Origin of the sequence: Ornithinibacillus massiliensis (assembly GCF_018310345.1) — a bacterium.
GTDB lineage: Bacteria > Bacillota > Bacilli > Bacillales > Amphibacillaceae > Ornithinibacillus > Ornithinibacillus massiliensis.
The window spans coordinates 1-18,494 of the sequence record NZ_JAGXBY010000007.1 but is presented as its reverse complement, the minus strand read 5'-3'; the positions used below and the strand labels follow the sequence as shown (position 1 = coordinate 18,494).

The following is an 18,494-nucleotide window of genomic DNA, read 5'->3' as shown; positions in this document are numbered from 1 at the left end:
AAGGATATTCATTCGACTTAAGTAAACGTGGAATGAATATCCTTTCTAATTAGGTGGTATGTAACCTTAAAGAGTTCTTTCATTTCCCGGGAAATATCGACATCACCCTAAGAATATTGTCGATGACCTTTTCCATCACATAATAATAAGATATCCAAACCCTAATATCATGATAATTAACCCCATTGGAATGCCATATCGTGCCCATTCCTTACTAGTAATACCTAATTTATTCGCTGCTATGATATTAGGAATATTACCCGGAATCAACATCCCACCACTTATGATTAAGCTAAGCAAAATGAATCGGATTGTTTCTATTTGCATAGCTGGACTAATCTCCGCAGCAGCTAATGTCGCATTATCTAGTACTGCTGACACCATATTAACCCAGTACAATACACCCGTATTTAAATCTAACAAATAACGTTCAACAAGCTCACCATAACTGGAACCGAGTAAAGTTAATGCCATAACAAAAAAATAGATTTTCACAGTTCGAGATAGAATTTCCCCATAACGTTCTACCTGACCCGGCTGTTCCTTCCCCTCCGTATGCTTCGGTCGAAGGAAAAATAGCGAAAAAATCCCAATTCCTAATACCCCAACAATGGCTTCTAAACCAATCAGATGAAACAGGAAGAAAAAGTCTTGATTTAACTTACTCGTCGTAATCGTTGCTAACGGCTCCCCAACAGGTGTTAATACAGAACCAAACGCAATGGAAAAACAAGCTAATATCGTCGTACGCACCAGTGTATCCCGATCAATTCGTAACATACTAATGATAAATACTAATACAATAGCAGCAACGATGGCCGTTATAACGCTAGATAATATCCCCAGCACGACAATCATTAAGGTTAGAAAAACATTCATATCTAGTTTTCGAACTACGCTAGATACTCCTGTCTGAATTGGCTGCCTCAACCATTTAAATAATATGCTTGCAACCAAAACCACCAGTGTTATTTTGATAGGATTTTGAATTGCCTTCATCAACAGTGCTATGTCTAACACACCACTACTAATCGCTGCTATGGTCCCCATTACCAATAAAAATACTTCTAAATTACGCTCAATCGATTTCATAAAGAATGGCAAGAGCAGTACGAGTACTAAGATAAGAAGTAGAACGACCGTCAATTTAAAAATCTCCTTTTCAGTGGTAATAAACTTGTCTACTTCCTATACATATTACTTTTACCTATTCATTATTCATTTATCTGAAACTTGATAATTAGTGGTTCTACATTTCAGGAATGTTTCCTACAAAAAAGAACAAAAGAGACTCTCGTTTAGATTGTCTCTTTTGTTCTAAATCATTTGAAAGTTATCGCCTGTTTAAAAATGCTAGCTAGTAGGACCCGATAATGGTCGAAATTATTCGTATAAATTATAAGCAGTGACAATCGATTCCTAGCTGGATTATACAGGAATTCTGTTGTGTTATCCTATTATTCCACCATTCTCTTACGTTGCATGTACCAAACTGCACCACCTAGTAGTATGAATAGGAATCCTACCATAAGCCAGTTATACATGGAACTAGCTGTTTTTGGTAGTTTTTTGCCTTCTTCATTCTTATTGTCTTTGTTATTACCAGGTCCAGGTGTTTTGTCGGAATCCTTGTCTTTATCTTTGTCTTTGTCTTTATCGGAATCGTTATTTCCATTTTGATCACCTGGTGTTTGCGGGTCTTCTTTGCCATTATCGTCAGCCTCTAATACTGTAAAAGTACTGAAATGCTTTGTTGTAGCTATAACATAACCATCTCGATATTCTCCACCAATAAGTTCCCATTCACCTTGATCGTTTAAGAAGTATACACCCAGTGCATTTATATCGGTTACACCATCAACATTAACAGCAAATTGTAATGTGATACCTTCTCCAGTAAATTCGGAAATAATAGTTTCCCCGTCCAAAATGGTAAAGTCATATACTGGACTAATAGGGTTCTCTATGGAAAGCTTTTCTAGCACGATTGATAATTCATGACGGTCTGCAAAGAGTGATGCTGGGATTTGCAAGCTTACCTCTTTCCCTCTAACTACTTCAATTGTTGCATTCTTTTCAAGTAGGCTAGCTAATTGCTCACTTGTCAAATCTAATTGTACTTTATTCCCTTGAACTTTCGAAAGGTCAACAGAAATAATCCCGTTTTCTTCTAGCAATGCAATAGATTCATCTGCAATTGCTACAGTCTGATCTGAGATAATAATCTTAGCATCGACACGGTCCTGTTTTGGTGCCTCTTCTCCTGGCTGTTCTTCAATTGGCGTTTCTTCTCCTGGGGTTTCTTCCCCTGGTTCTTCTTCAATTGGCGTTTCTTCTCCTGGGATCTCTTCTCCTGGCTCTTCTTCAATTGGCGTTTCTTCTCCTGGGGTTTCTTCCCCTGGTTCTTCTTCAATTGGCGTTTCTTCTCCTGGGGTCTCTTCCCCTGGCTCTTCTTCAATTGGTGTTTCTTCTCCTGGGGTCTCTTCCCCTGGCTCTTCTTCAATTGGCGTTTCTTCCCCTGGGGTCTCTTCTCCTGGCTCTTCTTCAATTGGCGTTTCTTCCCCTGGGGTCTCTTCTCCTGGCTCTTCTTCAATTGGAGTTTCTTCTCCTGGGGTCTCTTCCCCTGGTTCTTCTTCAATTGGAGTTTCTTCTCCTGGGGTCTCTTCCCCTGGTTCTTCTTCAATTGGAGTTTCTTCCCCTGGGTTCTCTTCTCCTGGTTCTTCTTCAATTGGTGGTTCTACTACCGGCTCTTCCTCATATACTACAATGTCATTTACACCACGTGGTTTTAGTTGAATAGTACCGTTGAATTGACTAGAGATACCAGTCACATTTACTTGATCTCCATTATCAAATGCAAAATCATCAAATAATAGACCTGTACGGTTATCAACACGTACTAGTACACTCTCGCCACCTACTGTAGCTATAAATTCAAACGTTCCGTAATCATTTACTTTCTCTAATTCAGAAATTACAGCACCTTCAACCTGTACAAGTTGTGCTTCATTCTCTTTAGAGATTTCAGATGGCGTAACCTTTTTAGCTGCCGGTACAGCACTATTTCCTAGCTTTTCAATGTTTGTTACTGCTGAAATTTGAATTTCTCCAGAATAAACACCCTTTTCACCTGTTAAACGAACAACATCTCCTGCTTCAAGGTCGATATTATTTTGGAAGACATAAATCCCTGCTGTTTCATCCTGTACATAGAAACCTTTGCTGCCCCAGTTACCAGTTTTTGTTGTTACAGTACCTTCAATTGTAACTTTTTCACCATTTTCTACTTGACGAGCTGCAGCAATATCCATCGGCTCACTTGGCTCTTCTGGGGTTGGTTCTTCTGGAACTTCTACTTCCTCGACAAACTCATATGCAGTAGGGGATTTTAGACCAGGCTTTGAAAAGTACGCTTCTAACGACCCAGTAATATGAATCAATTTCCCTAAATTATCAGGATTATCTGCTAGATTTAAGTCTGTACGAATAAAGTTGTTTGGTAATTGAACAGGAAGAATTTTATTCATATCACGTTCATTTGGTGAATCAGCTAACATTAAGTTTGTATTAGCGAAATTACCATCGAAATTCCCTGTCATGGTTCCGACAATATAACCCTGTACCGTGTTTGTTCCGGTATTATTGGCAATTGCTTCAGCTACTGTAATATAATCTCTTTCCCCTGGTGGTACGATTTCCGTATTATCCTGAATCGTAATACGAGAACCTTCCTCATAATCAATCGGACCATTATGATTAGACACATAGGCCACTACCGCTTTCCAAACTTCCTCATACTCACCGACTGTTTCATCCCCTAGATTATAAAAACTGCTTCCATGCATATAATCATTGTAAGCTACAACATATTCCTTTTCCTCATCTAAAGGATTACCTTCTAGTGTTGAGAATACAACATCAGTAAAAACATTATTCTCTTTTATCAATTCATAGTGTAATCCAGACACTTGTAGATCTACACTATTATGATAATTAGATTGTGTTAAAATGACATCTTTTAGCTTATTTAGGTTCGTCTTTACGACAACGATTTTATTCCCAAAGCTATCAAGGTATTCTATTTGTCCATCGGTAATAACACCTGCTGGAATATTCCCTGATACAGATGAACCGTTAAGGAAAGCAAAATCAGCATCTGTAATAGCCCGAACAGAATCGGTATATAAGTTTCCTAATCCTGCGTCTCCTAATGCTTTATTATCAGAAGATAGACCATTGTTTGTCGATCCAATCTCATTCCCTACAATTGGTGCATCATTAGAGACTTCGATTGAAATACGTTGGTTATTCGTATAATTTATTTTCACGCCGTTTTCAGTCAGATGCTTCGCATAAGTAATCATAGCATCGGTCATTGTACCAGATAACGCTTCTAATACTTCGCCTTCAAAATTATATCCACTTCCACCTGTACCGATATAATCTCCAACTGCAACAATATAAGTTTTATTATCTTCTAATGGCTCACCGTTTACTACTAATTCCGAATCTATATATTTTCCGGTATTATTGGTGATAATCTTATAGTGTAGGCCAGACGTTTGTAAATCAATAGAGTTACGGCGCTCATAGGAATACTTGATAACTTCCTTCAGTGCTGCACCTGTCATTTTATATTTCATTATTTCATTAGCAAATGGCTCAATGGTATAAATATCATTTACTGTAATTGGACCCGCAGCAATGTTCGCTCGGATACCACCACCATTGGTTAGCGCAACATCTGCTTCAGTTTTATAACGCATCGCATCCGTCCAAAAATTTCCTAATGACGAATCACGATTTCCACTTCTGGTCAATCCCGTTTCAGTATAACCAATTTCTTCAGACAAAAGCTCGTCCATTTCAGCATTGTAATGATCAACTTTAGCCTGAATCTCACTATCTACTTCTGTTAAACTACTAACCTTTTGTAATTTACCAGTTACTGATTCTACTTCCTTAGTAGCTTGGTTAAATGTAATGGTTAGATTACCTACATTCTCTCCATTCGCGCCTGTTTGTACGATTGGTGTACCATTAACTACATTTGGTTGGTTTAACGTTGTATGGGAATGACCCCCGATAATAACATCGAAGAAGTCTACTTCCCGTGCTAACTTTTGATCCTCTGAATAGCCCATATGTGTTAAGGCTATTAGTACATCTGTTTCGTCTTTTAAGTACGCATATTGCTTCATCGTTTCAATTGGATCTTCAAAACTAATCCCTACTACATTAGCAGGAGCAGTAGATGGAGGTGTCTCTGTAACCGAAACCACGCCAACCTTTAATCCATTCACATCAAAAATATGATACGGATTTGGCTGTGGAAAATCTACTTCCGTATCAGCACTTACGACCGTGTTAGCGCTCAACCATGGAAAGTTAGATTCGTTAATACGCTTAACTGTTTCCGCTTGTCCATAATCAAAATCATGGTTACCAATTGCCATCGCTTGAACACCTATATCATTTAATAGGTCAACAATTGGAACACCATACTGGAGGTCAACTACTGGGTTCCCACTAAATATATCCCCAGCATCTAAATATAGAGAGTTTTCTGCCGCTTCTCTCTCTGCCTTTATGTACGCAGCAATTTTTCCAAAATCATTAATCTTCGCGTGAAGGTCATTTGTATGTAATACTGTCAATTCTACTAAATTGTCTTCTGAAGTTTCTGCCGCTGAGACGGAGGCAATCGGTCCCAACATGGTATAAACTAACATGACAAAAGCTACAAAGCTCATCCAAGTTCTTTGCATTTTTCTTCTGCTTCCCATCTACTTCTCTCCTTTTTCGCGCTATATTCATAATAGAATAATCTATTATCTTCTACCATTTTACATAATTTTTAATAATCCGACATTAATTTTTTGTAAAACTTTCATTCAAATCCAAACATTGTTGTATAATTATAAGAAGAATGTACATGTTTAGGAGGGTGCCCGATGAACGTAACCATTAATAAGAAAACCATATCTTTATTTAAAGGAGCAACATTAAAACATGCATTATTAAAAGCTGATCCACTATTATACAATGCCGTAGTTAAAGACGAAGCCGTTATAAAAGACCAAGAAGGAAATGTTACCGATGTCAATGGAGCCGTTGCAGAAGGATGGACATATTATGTAGAAAGCAAGAAACAGGGATAAGAGGGGCTATGAGGGAAAGGTTTGCTGTCCCATCAACTATGGGACATATGCCTTTAGGATGGATGCCTGTTGTGAAATGAATTGTTTTCCTGTGGATTAGATTCTAAAAAACTATTAAATAGAGGAGTCAAGCCGGGTCGTTCCACTCGTCTATTTTTTTATCAAGCTCTTGAATTAATGAACGTTCTTTCTTTTGATCAATATTTCGATAATGATGTAAATTGCCAGGCTGTTTATCCTTTTCATCTGCTAAATGAACCACTTTTTGCAGAGGAGTAAATTCAAATTGCCCTTTTGGTAGAGCGGAATCCGTATGAAATAAAATAGCATGTGCAATCTCCTTCGCTACTTGTTTATCCTCACCTAGACGTACTAATAACTTATGCGCACGTTCGGCACCTTTAATCGGGTGAATATCATAATCCTGATAAAGCTGGTAGTCCCATTCTCCGTCACGATACCATTCATAATGACCAATATCATGCAAGAATCCAGCCTTAGCTGCCCAATCTAGATTCACCTCATATTCTTGTCCGATATGAAACGCATGATAAGCGACAGATATCGCATGTGCCATCCCGGAACGTCTAACATACTTTTGGGTAATCGGATGATTGTAAATATCGGATAATGTGACAGTCCTCATCAAAAAGCGCCTCCTTTTTTATGGTAAATTATCGATATGTTATCATTATTATGCGTATTAAGCAACTATTAATTAGTCTCCTTTGACTATTACCATTTAGAACTTCATTTGATGCTAAGACTATAGTAATTGGATTGTAGTAGTCTATTAATCATTCCGTTCTTCCAAACCATTTTGCACTAAGTCTACAGACTACTTGAACAACTACATTAAAATTAATAAATCGATAGTTTCCATCCAAATAAACAATCGCCTATTTTCCTTTAATCTCGTTGCTTTCGATCGCATAATTTTAACAATCCCATGTAAGCCGTAAAACCTAACGCTTCATTCAAAATCAAAAAAACTTGTTGACAGACTTCTCCATGTTACATATAATGTGAAACTATAACATTGAAGAAGCAAATAACATTTTCATAAATAGAAAGGCTACGAAAGGACCCTTAGTAGTGTTTTATCTCCCTGTCCCAGAGAGCTGATGGTGGTGTGAATCAGTCATAGATAAGCATGAATTACAATCCCGGAGCTTCTTTCTCGAGTAAATTCGAGAAGGACGGTCATTGATCGTTAACCGATTAGAGTGGTGAAAATCTTTTTTCACAACTAGGGTGGTACCGCGAATATATTCGTCCCTACTGATTAACCTCAGTAGGGACTTTTTATTTTCCTATAAATAAGTCTACCCTACTTCAAAATTAAATAACACAAAAGCAAAGAAAGGATCGCAGTAGTGTCTTATCTCCCTGTCCAGAGAGCTGATGATTGGTGGAAATCAGTCATAGATAAGCATGAATTACAATCCCCGAGCTTCTTTCTCGAGTGAATTCGAGAAAGACGGTCATTGATCGTTAAACATAATCAAGAGGTGAGCTATAACTAGTTCGCAATTAGGGTGGTACCGCGATGAGAATCGTCCCTGTCGTTTATTATACATAAACGACAGGGACGATTTTTTTGCATGAACAATACTATTTACACACAGGAGGAATAGAAAAATGATGGTCAATGAATTAAGTGAGCTACGTAATCAAATCGATGAGGTGAACGTAAAAATACTCGCTTTATTAAATCAACGTGGGCGTATCGTGCAACAAATTGGCGAATACAAAGAAAAGCAAGGAGTCGTACGATTCGATCCGGTTCGTGAAAGGCAAGCACTAGATTTAATTATGGAACACCATGAAGGACCTTTTGAAGCATCCACCATAAAACATATCTTCAAGGAAATATTCAAAGCTAGCTTAGAGCTTCAAGAGGACGAACAGAACAAAGCATTATTAGTATCAAGAAAGGCACATCCTAACGACACCATTGTCGAGATAAATGGTACCAAGCTTGGCAGTGGAGAACAGCATTTCATCATGGGACCGTGTGCGGTAGAAAGCTATGAGCAAGTCAAAGCTGTCGCATTAGCGATGAAAGCTCAAGGTCTTACACTGATGCGAGGTGGCGCATTTAAACCACGTACCTCGCCATACGATTTTCAAGGACTTGGTATGGAAGGGTTACAGATTTTACGTCAAGTAGCGGATGAAGTGGGAATGTCTATTATTAGTGAAATCCTAACCCCACATGATGTAGAAGTTGCTTTACAATACACGGATGTGATTCAAATTGGTGCTCGTAACATGCAGAACTTTGAGCTATTAAAAACAGTCGGAAGATTCAACAAGCCGATTCTGCTAAAACGAGGACTAGCCGCAACCATAGAGGAATTCATCAATGCAGCAGAATACATTCTCGCCCAAGGAAATGATCAAGTCATTCTATGTGAGCGCGGAATTCGCACTTATGAGAAAGCAACGCGCAATACGTTAGATATTTCTGCTGTACCTATTTTGAAAAAGGAAACACATTTACCGGTTGTTGTCGATGTTACCCATTCAACTGGTAGAAAGGATTTACTATTCCCAACTGCAAAAGCAGCTCTAGCTATTGGAGCCGATGCGATTATGGCAGAAGTTCATCCGGACCCTACTGTCGCCCTATCGGATGCGCAGCAGCAAATGAATATTCCTGAATTCCATGAGTTCATGGACGGACTAAAAGCATTCAAAGAAAAACTATCCTAAGGAGGAACATGAATATGCGATTTTTAACAGCAGGAGAATCTCACGGACCACAGCTAACTACCATTATTGAAGGGCTACCTGCCGGAATGGAGCTAACTGCCAGTGATATTAACCGTGAGCTAGCAAATCGACAAAAAGGCTATGGCCGTGGAAAAAGAATGCAAATTGAAAAAGATCAGGTGACAATTGCAGGTGGAGTTCGGCATGGATATACACTCGGCTCCCCCCTTGCACTAGTCGTGGAGAATAACGACTGGAAACACTGGACGGACGTAATGGGAATCGAACTCATTGAAGAAGAAGAGGCAAGTGGCATTAGACGTAAAGTCACTCGCCCTCGCCCAGGCCATGCGGATCTAGTTGGCGGGATTAAATATGGTCATCGCGACATGCGTAATGTACTAGAACGCTCATCTGCCCGTGAAACTACGGTTCGAGTCGCAGCAGGAGCCGTTGCGAAAAAACTCCTCTATCTCCTTGGCATCGACATAACAGCCCATGTCATTGAAATCGGCGGAATCCAAGCAAAAGATCGGGATTTCCATGATATTACCGATTTGAAGCAACGCACAGAGATTTCCCCAGTGCGCTGTTTTGATCAAACTAAAGAACAGCAAATGATGAAAGCAATTGATGTAGCAAAGAAAAATGGGGATTCCATCGGGGGAGTCGTAGAAATAGTAGTCGAAGGAATGCCACCAGGGGTTGGCAGCTATGTACATTACGACCGGAAGCTCGATTCCAAGCTAGCAGCAGCCATTGTCAGTATCAACGCATTTAAAGGGGTAGAATTTGGTTTAGGATTTGAGATGGCTAGAAAGCCTGGCAGTCAGGTGCATGATGAAATTCTTTGGAATGAAGAAACCGGCTATGTTCGAAACACGAATCGATTAGGTGGTTTTGAAGGTGGAATGTCGACTGGAATGCCTATTGTTGTCAGAGGCGTTATGAAGCCAATCCCTACCTTATACAAGCCGCTTCAAAGTGTTGATATCGAGACAAAAAAACCGTTTACAGCAAGTATTGAACGATCTGATAGCTGTGCTGTTCCTGCCGCAAGTGTTGTTGCCGAAGCAGTAGTGGCCTGGGAACTTGCTGCAGCTATTACCGAGCAATTTACTAGTGATCGTATGGATGCATTAAAACAAGCTGTGGCAGAACAGCGGAACTATGCCAAAACATTTTAACCTACCTTAGGAGGACTCGTCATGAAATGGAAAAAGCAAATTCTACCGTTACGCGCATATCAACCCGGTAAGTCCATTGAATCGGTGAAAAAACAGTACCACCTTGAAGAAATCATCAAACTAGCTTCCAATGAAAACCCGTATGGCTATTCACCAAGTGTCGATCAAGCATTACTAAATGGGGATTCATCCTATACCTTTTACCCAGATGGAAGCGCAGCGAACTTAAAAACGACACTAGCCTCCCATTTACATGTAGAGGAAAATCAGCTCCTCATTACGAACGGTACCGATGAATTAATTCAAATCATTTCACGTGCCATGCTAGAGCCTGGAAAGAATACGGTGATGGCTGCTTGCACCTTTCCACAGTATAAGCATGCCGCTATTATTGAAGGTGCCGAAGTACGTGAAGTGGAGCTAGTCAATGGATTCCATGATTTGAATACGATGCTCACTAAAATGGATGATCAAACCGCAATTGTGTGGCTGTGTAATCCGAATAACCCAACTGGGACATATATCCCGGAAGAAGAAATTCGCCGATTTTTAATACAGGTTCCAAGCGATGTTTTAGTTGTCCTCGATGAAGCATATCAGGAATATGTGACCGAGCCATCTAATTCCCTTTCACTTACACAACAATTTTCGAACTTGATTATCATGCGAACTTTTTCTAAGATTTACGGTCTTGCAAGCTTTCGGATTGGATACGGTATTTCCACTAGCACTACTATTCAGTGCTTAGAGCCTGTACGTCTTCCGTTCAACACAAACGTCTTAGGTCAACTTGCAGCAACAACCGCTCTCTCAGACCAGGATTTCGTACAATCTTGCCGAGCGCATAATACAGCTGAGTTACAACAGTATTATGGCTTTTGCGAGGAACATAGTCTACCTTACTTTCCTTCACAAGGGAATTTCATCTTAATTAACGTAAAACGAGATGCTGATGAAGTGGCGGAATATTTATTAACCAAAGGACTTATTGTACGTTCTGGGAAATCATTAGGATTTCCAACCTCCGTCCGCATCACCATTGGCAAAAAAGAGCAAAACGAGAAGGTAAGAAATGCATTACAAGAACTAATTACCGAAAAAGTTAGGCCATAAACAACAGGAGGTATTAGCATGCATGGTAAAATATTAATTGTAGGACTAGGGCTAATTGGTGGATCTTTAGCCCTTGCAATAAAAAAACAGCATCCAGAAGCACGAATCTATGGTTATGATGTAAATACTAATGAACTAACTACAGCTAAGTCGCTACATGTAATTGACGAAGAAGCTACTTCTCTACGTGAAGGTGCAGAAATAGCGGACGTCATCATCCTGTCTACTCCTGTTTTACAAATGGAGAAAGTAATGAAGCAATTGTCACAGATCGAATTAAAGAATGATGTCATCATAACCGATACTGGTAGTACGAAGATTGGCATAATGAAACTTGCAGAACAGCTATGGCATGATACCAACGTAACCTTCATCGGCGGACATCCGATGGCAGGCTCACATAAATCCGGGGTAGAAAGCGCTAAGGATCACCTATTCGAAAATGCCTATTACGTTCTCACCCCTTATAACCATTCTCTCACTCGAGTAGATGAGCTAAAGCAATGGCTCCGTGGAACGAATGCAAAATTCCTAGTAGTAGACACAGAAGAACATGACTATGTTACCGGCGTTATCAGCCACCTTCCACATATTATTGCATCTGGTTTGGTTAATCTCGCCAGAAAAGAGGATGAAAGAAACCCTCTGATTAAAATGCTAGCCGCTGGAGGTTTTCGAGATATTACACGAATCGCATCCAGTAATCCACAGATGTGGAAGGATATTGTATTTCATAATCGCAGCAATTTATTAAGATTATTAAACAAGTGGACAGAGGAAATCGAGAAGTTCCAGCAAGTGTTAGAAAGAGGCGATGACCTAGCCATTTCTCACTTCTTTGCAGATGCAAAGGAATACCGTGATTCTCTTCCAGTTCGTTCTAAAGGCGCCATCCCTGCGTATTATGATTTATATGTTGATGTCCTTGATGTCCCTGGAGCCATTGCAAAAGTCACGACATTACTTGCTGAGCATGGGATAAGCATTACGAACCTGCACATTATGGAAAATAGAAAGGGACTGCTTGGTGTTTTACAAATTAACTTTTCAAAGCATGACGACCGCAGTAAAGCACAAACGCTCCTAACCTATCATAACTATAAAACCTGTGAAACGGCCTAAGGAGGATAAACATGACAAGAAAAAAATTAAGCAAATTGGAACACGGTCTTTCTGGAACTATTCATATACCAGGAGATAAATCCATCTCCCATAGAGCGATTATGTTTGGCGCATTAGCGAAGGGTAAAACAAGTGTAACAGGCTTCCTTCCTGGTGAAGACTGCTTAAATACGATTTCCTGTTTTAGACAACTAGGTGTTGATATTGTCCAGAATGAAACCCAAGTAGAAATTAACGGGCTCGGAATCGAACACCTACAGGAACCGAAGGAAGTACTCGATGTCGGAAACTCTGGTACTACCATTCGACTTCTGTCCGGAATTCTTGCAGGACTTGGATTTTATTCCTGTATCCAAGGGGATGCATCCATTGCCAAAAGACCGATGAAGCGAATAGTCGACCCACTACGTTTAATGGGAGCAAATATTGACGGTAGACAAGGTGGAATGTATACACCACTAACCGTACGAGGACAAAATTTACATGGGATTCAATATGAATTACCAGTTGCCAGTGCCCAAGTAAAATCCGCCATATTACTAGCTGGATTATTAGCGGACGGAACGACAACCGTTATCGAACCCGAACGTACACGTGATCATACGGAAAGAATGCTGCATGCATTCGGAGTATCCATAAACAGGTCAGGAAATAACGTATCGATTGAGGGGAAACAACACTTAACTGCGACTAGCATCGAAGTCCCAGGTGATATCTCATCTGCTGCATTCTTTTTAGTGGCTGGAGCCATTGTTCCTCAAAGTCAGATTACCTTACACCATGTCGGAATCAATCCTACCCGAACTGGAATCATCGATGTCCTGTTGAACATGGGTGCCACCTTAACTACTTTAAATCAAAACGAAGAAGCAATGGAGCCATACGCAGACATACAAGTGAAAGCCTCCTCCCTACACGGAGTAGAAATCGGCGGAGAAATTATCCCTAGACTAATTGATGAAATTCCGATTATCGCCCTAGCTGCTACACAAGCAGAAGGAACCACTGTCATTAAAGATGCCGCAGAACTCAAGGTAAAGGAAACAAATCGCATTGACATCGTAGCACAAGAACTGAGTAAGATGGGAGCACATATTGAAACAACAGAAGATGGCATGATCATTCATGGTAACACTAAACTGAAAGGTGCCATTGTAAATAGCCACGGGGATCACCGAATTGGAATGATGTTAGCAATTGCCGGTACGATTGCAGAGGGAGAGACTATCCTGGAAAACAGTACGGCGATAGATGTTTCTTATCCTGGTTTTTTTGGGAGTCTAAGTGAACTAGCGGGACACTAAACTCTGTCCCTCCTGCTATGAATCCATACGGGTTAATATAGAATGGGGCAAAGCTCCTTTCCTTATAGAAAGGAGACTAAAGTCCCTTTCTCCATTCATCTTCTATAAAAAATACACCCCAATGCCCATAACCAAATAAGCAGGGAGTAAAATAGCTCCTTCAAACCAATTTATATCACCATCATTGGTTATTACAATTGTTAAGTACCGCTTTACCATACTAATTAATTCTGGCCAGGTAAATACAAGTGGCATGAATGTAGGAAATAGTAGCGATAGTAGCACAAGGACAGGTAAAACACACATTTCGACTTGTAGTGTATATCCTATCGAAATTTCTACGGCTACATCCATGTTATTTTAATTTGCTATTACTTACGTGGAAGCATGTTCTGCAGCCTTCCTAACAATCGCTACCATGATAATACCAATAAATAATTCAAACCACCCAAATGATTCTCCAACAATGTCGAATGTCCCATGTTAGATTATCCGCACTCGAGAAGTATTATTTTTAGATAACAAGGCGATTCATTTTTACTGATTACTTGATTTAATAACGAATGTTTACCTAGGAATGTTCACTGCGTCCCACACCACCTGTAGTTCCTCCCTTAATGGGATAATTTCCTCCTTTACCAACACCCTTAAATCCTTTTCTTGCCCTCGTTCAATATAACTTTGTGCCTGGTAAAGACTATTAAATAAATATTCTGTAGCCATCAAGATTTGATAATATTCAGCTACTGTTTCTTTAACATCAGGAGGCAAAGTATGTCTTAGAATATTTACCCTTCCATTAACTTTATTGTATAACAACTTAGCATCATCTTGATTACCTTCTTTATAGACACCATTCTCATACATAATAATAAGCTCTTCAGATTCAGCCAGAAGACTTTCTAGTTGTCGTTTAATCTTTCCCCAGAATATTTCTTTATCTATATTCACTTCATATTCTGGTTCGTTTTCGGAATCCTCCCTTGCTGAATACTTGTTTATTCTAATCTCTGGAACAACAAATCCCCTTAATAAGTGTGATTGCTCCGAGTATATGTCACATAATCCATCCTCACAAGACGTAACAAGTACTTCATTTCCTAAAATGTTGGTTAGATCTACATTTCCTGCAATCAAGTTTAACGCATTATCCGATGTTAAATTATCCCGCTTATCTAGCTTGTCCTTTTCATCATATTCTTTCCATTTTTCAGCATCTCTTTTTGATGTGAATAGCTCAAGCGTAATATCTTCCAAATCATAATATTTCCCGTTCATGATTTCATATTTCTCTTCCTCAACGGGATTTATTAGCTCCTCATACGATAAGGTATTGCTAACGATTGGAAACAAGTAATATTCCCAATGTGTCCTACATTCATGAAATTTGTAATACCCTTTTTCTGTATCCTTTGACATATACCAACATTGCTCTGGAGCATTATAAAACACGTCCTGTACAGGCACTTCCGATGTATTGAAATAGCTTAGATCTGGTTTAACCTCAATCCAAGATTGATTGGCATTATCATCATATCTTGATTGTAAATCGTAAATAAGAGCTCCTTGTGGCTCATACTTTATGATTCTAATATTGCTTTCATTGTCTTCTCCGTTTCCACCAGCAGTTTCAATAAATTCTTCCAGTAGCTCTACATTTCGTAAAGCATTATGCTTAAATACCACATCTGTTTCACTCGGAATATATTCTTCCGGCTCCGTATCTAAATCTTCTTTGGATAAATCATCATTATTTCCTGATTCCTTTGTTGTACATCCAGCTAAGATAACAACTAGTGCGATGATAACGATGAATCTATATTTCATTAATTTTCTCATTTTCCACCCTCATATTTAATGATTGTTAAATACATTCTAGCATTTAACTTAATATAATTGAAAAAGAACATTGCATATTCCTCTCTATACTTCTTCTCCCTGACTTACACCACTTTATTACTTACCTATTGACAATCCAGCCATTACCTATTATATTTACTTATATATTCAACGTTGAATAATCAAAGGAGTATTACTGTGACAAAATTATTAGTATTAGCTATGCTTAGTATCCAGCCAATGTCTGGTTATGAAATTAAATCTATGCTTGAACTAAACGATTCCCCAAGATGGGCTGGTGTTTTGCCCGGTTCCATCTACAATGCTCTTAAAAAGCTTGAAAAAGAGGGATACATTGAAATAGCCAGTATCGAAAGCAATGGACATCGGCAAAAGGCTATTTATAAAATCACCGCAAGTGGTGAAGCATTTCAAAGAGAGTTAGCACTAGAATGCCTTGGAAACGCCAAGGTCTATTATCCGACTGATTTATATTCCGGAATATCATTGGCTGATCAACTACCTAAAGAAGAAGCAATTGATCACTTAACTAAGAATAAAGAAAAATTATTGCTTGAATCACAAGCTGTAAAAACAGGTTTAAAAGCAAAAGAAAAAGCTCTACAGGGTGAAATTCCCCCATTAACTCGTATTGTATTTGAGCATATGTTTGAAATGATTGAATCACAGCTTCGGCTTATCGAAGCTACTATTTCCATCATAAAGCAGAAATAACAAATCCACTAGCAATGGCTTTGATTTTTACCCACATAGTCAAAGTTGAATATACAAAGGAGAATGTGTATGGAATTGATCAAATTTATCAATGTTGAAAAGAGCTTTAAAGGTAGAAAAGTAATCAGTGGATTGAATTTTTCAATTCACGCAAATGAAGTCGTTGCATTACTCGGGGCCAATGGGTCCGGGAAAACGACTACGATTCGAATGCTATTAGGTATCAGCAAACCAGATAGTGGAAGAATCACGAGATGGACAAAAGACTTTAACCAAAAGGTAGGGGCTCAGTTACAAACAACACCATTTTTTGAAGGCCTAAGTGTCATAAATAACTTAAAGCTTTTCAATACCTTTTATCAATCTAAGATTACTACTGAAAAGATGGAACGAATATTAAGAGACTACAATCTATTGGATGTAAAGAACACATTGGCTTCTAAGCTTTCCTTAGGTCAACAAAAACGGTTAGCCATTAGTATTACAACCTTACATGACCCTGATTTTGTTATTTTAGATGAACCCTCTGCCGGTCTAGATCCTAGTGGACAACGCGAGGTACAAAACATGATTCGCCACCTAAAGTCGAAAGGGAAAAGTGTCTTATTTTCTTCTCATGATATGTTGGAAGTTCGCAATTTGGCTGACCGCATCTTCATTATGGGAAAAGGAAGATTGTTAGTAGAAGGAAAACCTGAAACATTACTTAATAAATACAACGTTGGGGATTTTGAAGAGCTATTTAATCATCTCATGAAAAAGGAGGAATATTATGTTTAATATAATTGGAATTTCGCTTAGTAAGGATATTAAAGATTACTATCTCTTATTCTGGTCTATTTTTCTACCAATTGGTATATTTACTACCTTGTCTCTTTTGGCTATCAATGTTAATGGCAATTTATTGTTCGGCATTTTAACATTAAGTATCTTTTTTTATTGCTGTACAACGAATAGCTTTGCCATCTTTGCCCAAAGAAAGCGTGGGGTTTATGAATTATTGACCATTACACCATTCTCTTTATGGAAATATCTTAGCAGCATTACCATTAGCCAAACAATTATTGCCTGTACCGTTTCAAATATTTTATTGATAATCGAAAATGGTATATTTGATTTAACCTTATCGGTATTACAGATTCTATTATTTCTTCCATTTTTCTTTGTCGGTTCAGCCTTATTCACGCTAATTGGATTCTGCCTTTCTAGCTTTCCCAAAAACGAAGGGCAATTAAGTATCACGACTAATTTGGTCATGATTCCACTTTTTTTATGTAGTAGCGTGTTTTTCAATCTCGACAATTCTCCTAAGTGGGTACAATGGATTAGTTGGATTAATCCTGTAGAATGGCTACAATCTGGTTATCGCTCCATTTTAGAAAATCATGTTTCTATTTACTTCTTATCAATTGCCATTCTGTTCGCTTTTTTATTACTTTTTCTTTTCCTTTCTAAAATGACGTTTCGAGTCCAATAGTTTTTAACTACGAAATGCAAACATAGCTCGCCTTTTATCACAACGAATACTCTTATATAGTTTTAAAAAAAGCTCTGATTCCTATATACTAATAAGTAATAAATCAGAACTATAGGAGGTTGCGATGGAAAGAATAATTGATAATAATCGTGAAGCACATGAATGGTTACTGATTGCTGTTACAATATGCTCTCTACTTACGTTTAAAAAGATACGGAGATTAGAGCGTTATAAAAAGAAACTAGAACGTAACTTTAAATACTTTGACTTATAGAATAAAATAGCGGGGGAAAAGAGATTAAGGCTCTCTTTCCCCTTTTTTTATTCTAATGGATAGCTAAGCCTCGGTTGAATATTAGAGGAATTTAGTTGTTGCTTGTGTTGGAGTGGTTCTTCTCAAAGTTAGATTTTTTATATAGATGTGTTATTTATGAAGATATGGTGATGAGGTTCAATAATTGGGGATATTGTATTCATTGAGTAAGGGAACTTATGTTAGGAGATTGAATAAAAACACAGAGAAAAGGAAGGACTTCATAATATGCAAGACCTTCCTAGTGTGTACCTTTATCAACGCGCCCTAGAGGATTCGAACCTCTGACCCACAGCTTAGAAGGCTGTTGCTCTATCCTGCTGAGCTAAGGGCGCAAAATATATCAACATACAATTGTATGGAATCTGTATAAGTTGATCGATCAATTTACTTGCCTAATGGGCCTGAGTGGACTCGAACCACCGACCTCACGCTTATCAGGCGTGCGCTCTAACCAGCTGAGCTACAGGCCCATAAATTAATGGAGCGGGTGAAGGGAATCGAACCCTCGACATCAGCTTGGAA

14 protein-coding genes, 2 tRNA genes, 1 pseudogene and 2 other annotated features are annotated in these 18,494 nt (G+C 38.7%); of the genes and pseudogenes, 10 read left to right on the top strand and 7 right to left on the bottom strand.

The annotated features are described in order from the left end of the window. Positions 1 to 135 precede the first annotated feature (135 nt). Positions 136 to 1,146 carry a DUF1646 family protein gene (locus KGF86_RS16850; RefSeq protein WP_211742525.1) on the bottom strand — a complete coding sequence of 337 codons (1,011 nt, stop codon included), beginning with the start codon at positions 1,144 to 1,146 and terminating at the stop codon, positions 136 to 138. A gap of 311 nt (positions 1,147 to 1,457) precedes the next feature. Beyond that, positions 1,458 to 5,786 carry a 5'-nucleotidase C-terminal domain-containing protein gene (locus tag KGF86_RS16845; RefSeq protein ID WP_211742524.1) on the bottom strand — a complete coding sequence of 1,443 codons (4,329 nt, stop codon included), beginning with the start codon at positions 5,784 to 5,786 and terminating at the stop codon, positions 1,458 to 1,460. A gap of 168 nt (positions 5,787 to 5,954) precedes the next feature. On the opposite strand from KGF86_RS16845, the gene KGF86_RS16840 reads away from it, so the two are divergent. After that, the gene (locus KGF86_RS16840) at positions 5,955 to 6,161 is read left to right on the top strand and encodes a hypothetical protein (RefSeq protein ID WP_186870672.1); all 207 of its coding nucleotides are present in this window, start codon (positions 5,955 to 5,957) and stop codon (positions 6,159 to 6,161) included. 127 nt (positions 6,162 to 6,288) lie between these two features. Here KGF86_RS16840 and KGF86_RS16835 read toward each other — a convergent pair whose 3' ends face one another. After that, positions 6,289 to 6,807, bottom strand: coding sequence for an HD domain-containing protein (locus KGF86_RS16835; RefSeq protein ID WP_186870671.1), 519 nt, complete (start codon positions 6,805 to 6,807; stop codon positions 6,289 to 6,291). A gap of 422 nt (positions 6,808 to 7,229) precedes the next feature. Further along, positions 7,230 to 7,444 (top strand) — a binding site (T-box leader). Positions 7,445 to 7,511: 67 nt separating this feature from the next. After that, positions 7,512 to 7,728 (top strand) — a binding site (T-box leader). 74 nt (positions 7,729 to 7,802) lie between these two features. Here KGF86_RS16835 and KGF86_RS16830 point away from each other — a divergent pair. Genes KGF86_RS16830 through aroA form a run of 5 tightly spaced genes read left to right on the top strand, consistent with a single transcriptional unit; the run spans position 7,803 to position 13,605 of the window. After that, positions 7,803 to 8,879: a bifunctional 3-deoxy-7-phosphoheptulonate synthase/chorismate mutase gene (locus KGF86_RS16830; protein ID WP_186870670.1), complete on the top strand. Its 1,077-nt coding sequence runs from the start codon at positions 7,803 to 7,805 to the stop codon at positions 8,877 to 8,879. 14 nt (positions 8,880 to 8,893) lie between these two features. Beyond that, positions 8,894 to 10,066: a chorismate synthase gene (gene aroC / locus KGF86_RS16825; RefSeq protein ID WP_211742523.1), complete on the top strand. Its 1,173-nt coding sequence runs from the start codon at positions 8,894 to 8,896 to the stop codon at positions 10,064 to 10,066. Positions 10,067 to 10,087: 21 nt separating this feature from the next. Then, on the top strand, positions 10,088 to 11,179 hold the full coding sequence (gene hisC / locus KGF86_RS16820; protein ID WP_211742522.1) for a histidinol-phosphate transaminase: 1,092 nt from the start codon (positions 10,088 to 10,090) through the stop codon (positions 11,177 to 11,179). An 18-nt stretch (positions 11,180 to 11,197) separates the two neighbouring features. Next, positions 11,198 to 12,301 (top strand): prephenate dehydrogenase, encoded by a 1,104-nt coding sequence (locus KGF86_RS16815; RefSeq protein WP_211742521.1) that lies wholly within the window; start codon positions 11,198 to 11,200, stop codon positions 12,299 to 12,301. Between the two features lie 11 nt (positions 12,302 to 12,312). Further along, positions 12,313 to 13,605 carry a 3-phosphoshikimate 1-carboxyvinyltransferase gene (aroA, locus tag KGF86_RS16810; RefSeq protein WP_211742520.1) on the top strand — a complete coding sequence of 431 codons (1,293 nt, stop codon included), beginning with the start codon at positions 12,313 to 12,315 and terminating at the stop codon, positions 13,603 to 13,605. Positions 13,606 to 13,707: 102 nt separating this feature from the next. On the opposite strand, the pseudogene KGF86_RS16805 reads toward aroA, so the two are convergent. Continuing rightward, positions 13,708 to 14,082 (bottom strand): annotated as a pseudogene (locus KGF86_RS16805) (calcium/proton exchanger); the annotation flags it as partial. Positions 14,083 to 14,172: 90 nt separating this feature from the next. Then, a complete protein-coding gene (locus KGF86_RS16800) occupies positions 14,173 to 15,444 on the bottom strand; it encodes a hypothetical protein (RefSeq protein ID WP_211742518.1) in 1,272 nt (423 codons plus the stop codon). A 198-nt stretch (positions 15,445 to 15,642) separates the two neighbouring features. Here KGF86_RS16800 and KGF86_RS16795 point away from each other — a divergent pair, with 198 nt between their 5' ends. The 4 genes from KGF86_RS16795 to KGF86_RS16780 all read left to right on the top strand — a co-directional run bounded on the left by KGF86_RS16795 (position 15,643) and on the right by KGF86_RS16780 (position 17,930). Then, positions 15,643 to 16,179 (top strand): helix-turn-helix transcriptional regulator, encoded by a 537-nt coding sequence (locus KGF86_RS16795; protein ID WP_186870663.1) that lies wholly within the window; start codon positions 15,643 to 15,645, stop codon positions 16,177 to 16,179. 69 nt (positions 16,180 to 16,248) lie between these two features. Continuing rightward, positions 16,249 to 16,959: an ABC transporter ATP-binding protein gene (locus tag KGF86_RS16790; RefSeq protein WP_211742517.1), complete on the top strand. Its 711-nt coding sequence runs from the start codon at positions 16,249 to 16,251 to the stop codon at positions 16,957 to 16,959. Further along, the gene (locus KGF86_RS16785; protein WP_211742516.1) at positions 16,952 to 17,656 is read left to right on the top strand and encodes an ABC transporter permease; all 705 of its coding nucleotides are present in this window, start codon (positions 16,952 to 16,954) and stop codon (positions 17,654 to 17,656) included. Before KGF86_RS16790 ends, KGF86_RS16785 begins: the two co-directional genes overlap by 8 nt. 124 nt (positions 17,657 to 17,780) lie before the next feature. Continuing rightward, positions 17,781 to 17,930 (top strand): hypothetical protein, encoded by a 150-nt coding sequence (locus tag KGF86_RS16780; RefSeq protein WP_186870660.1) that lies wholly within the window; start codon positions 17,781 to 17,783, stop codon positions 17,928 to 17,930. A gap of 300 nt (positions 17,931 to 18,230) precedes the next feature. Here KGF86_RS16780 and KGF86_RS16775 read toward each other — a convergent pair. Beyond that, a tRNA-Arg gene (locus tag KGF86_RS16775) sits at positions 18,231 to 18,304 on the bottom strand. 64 nt (positions 18,305 to 18,368) lie between these two features. Then, a tRNA-Ile gene (locus tag KGF86_RS16770) sits at positions 18,369 to 18,442 on the bottom strand. Positions 18,443 to 18,494: the final 52 nt, after the last annotated feature.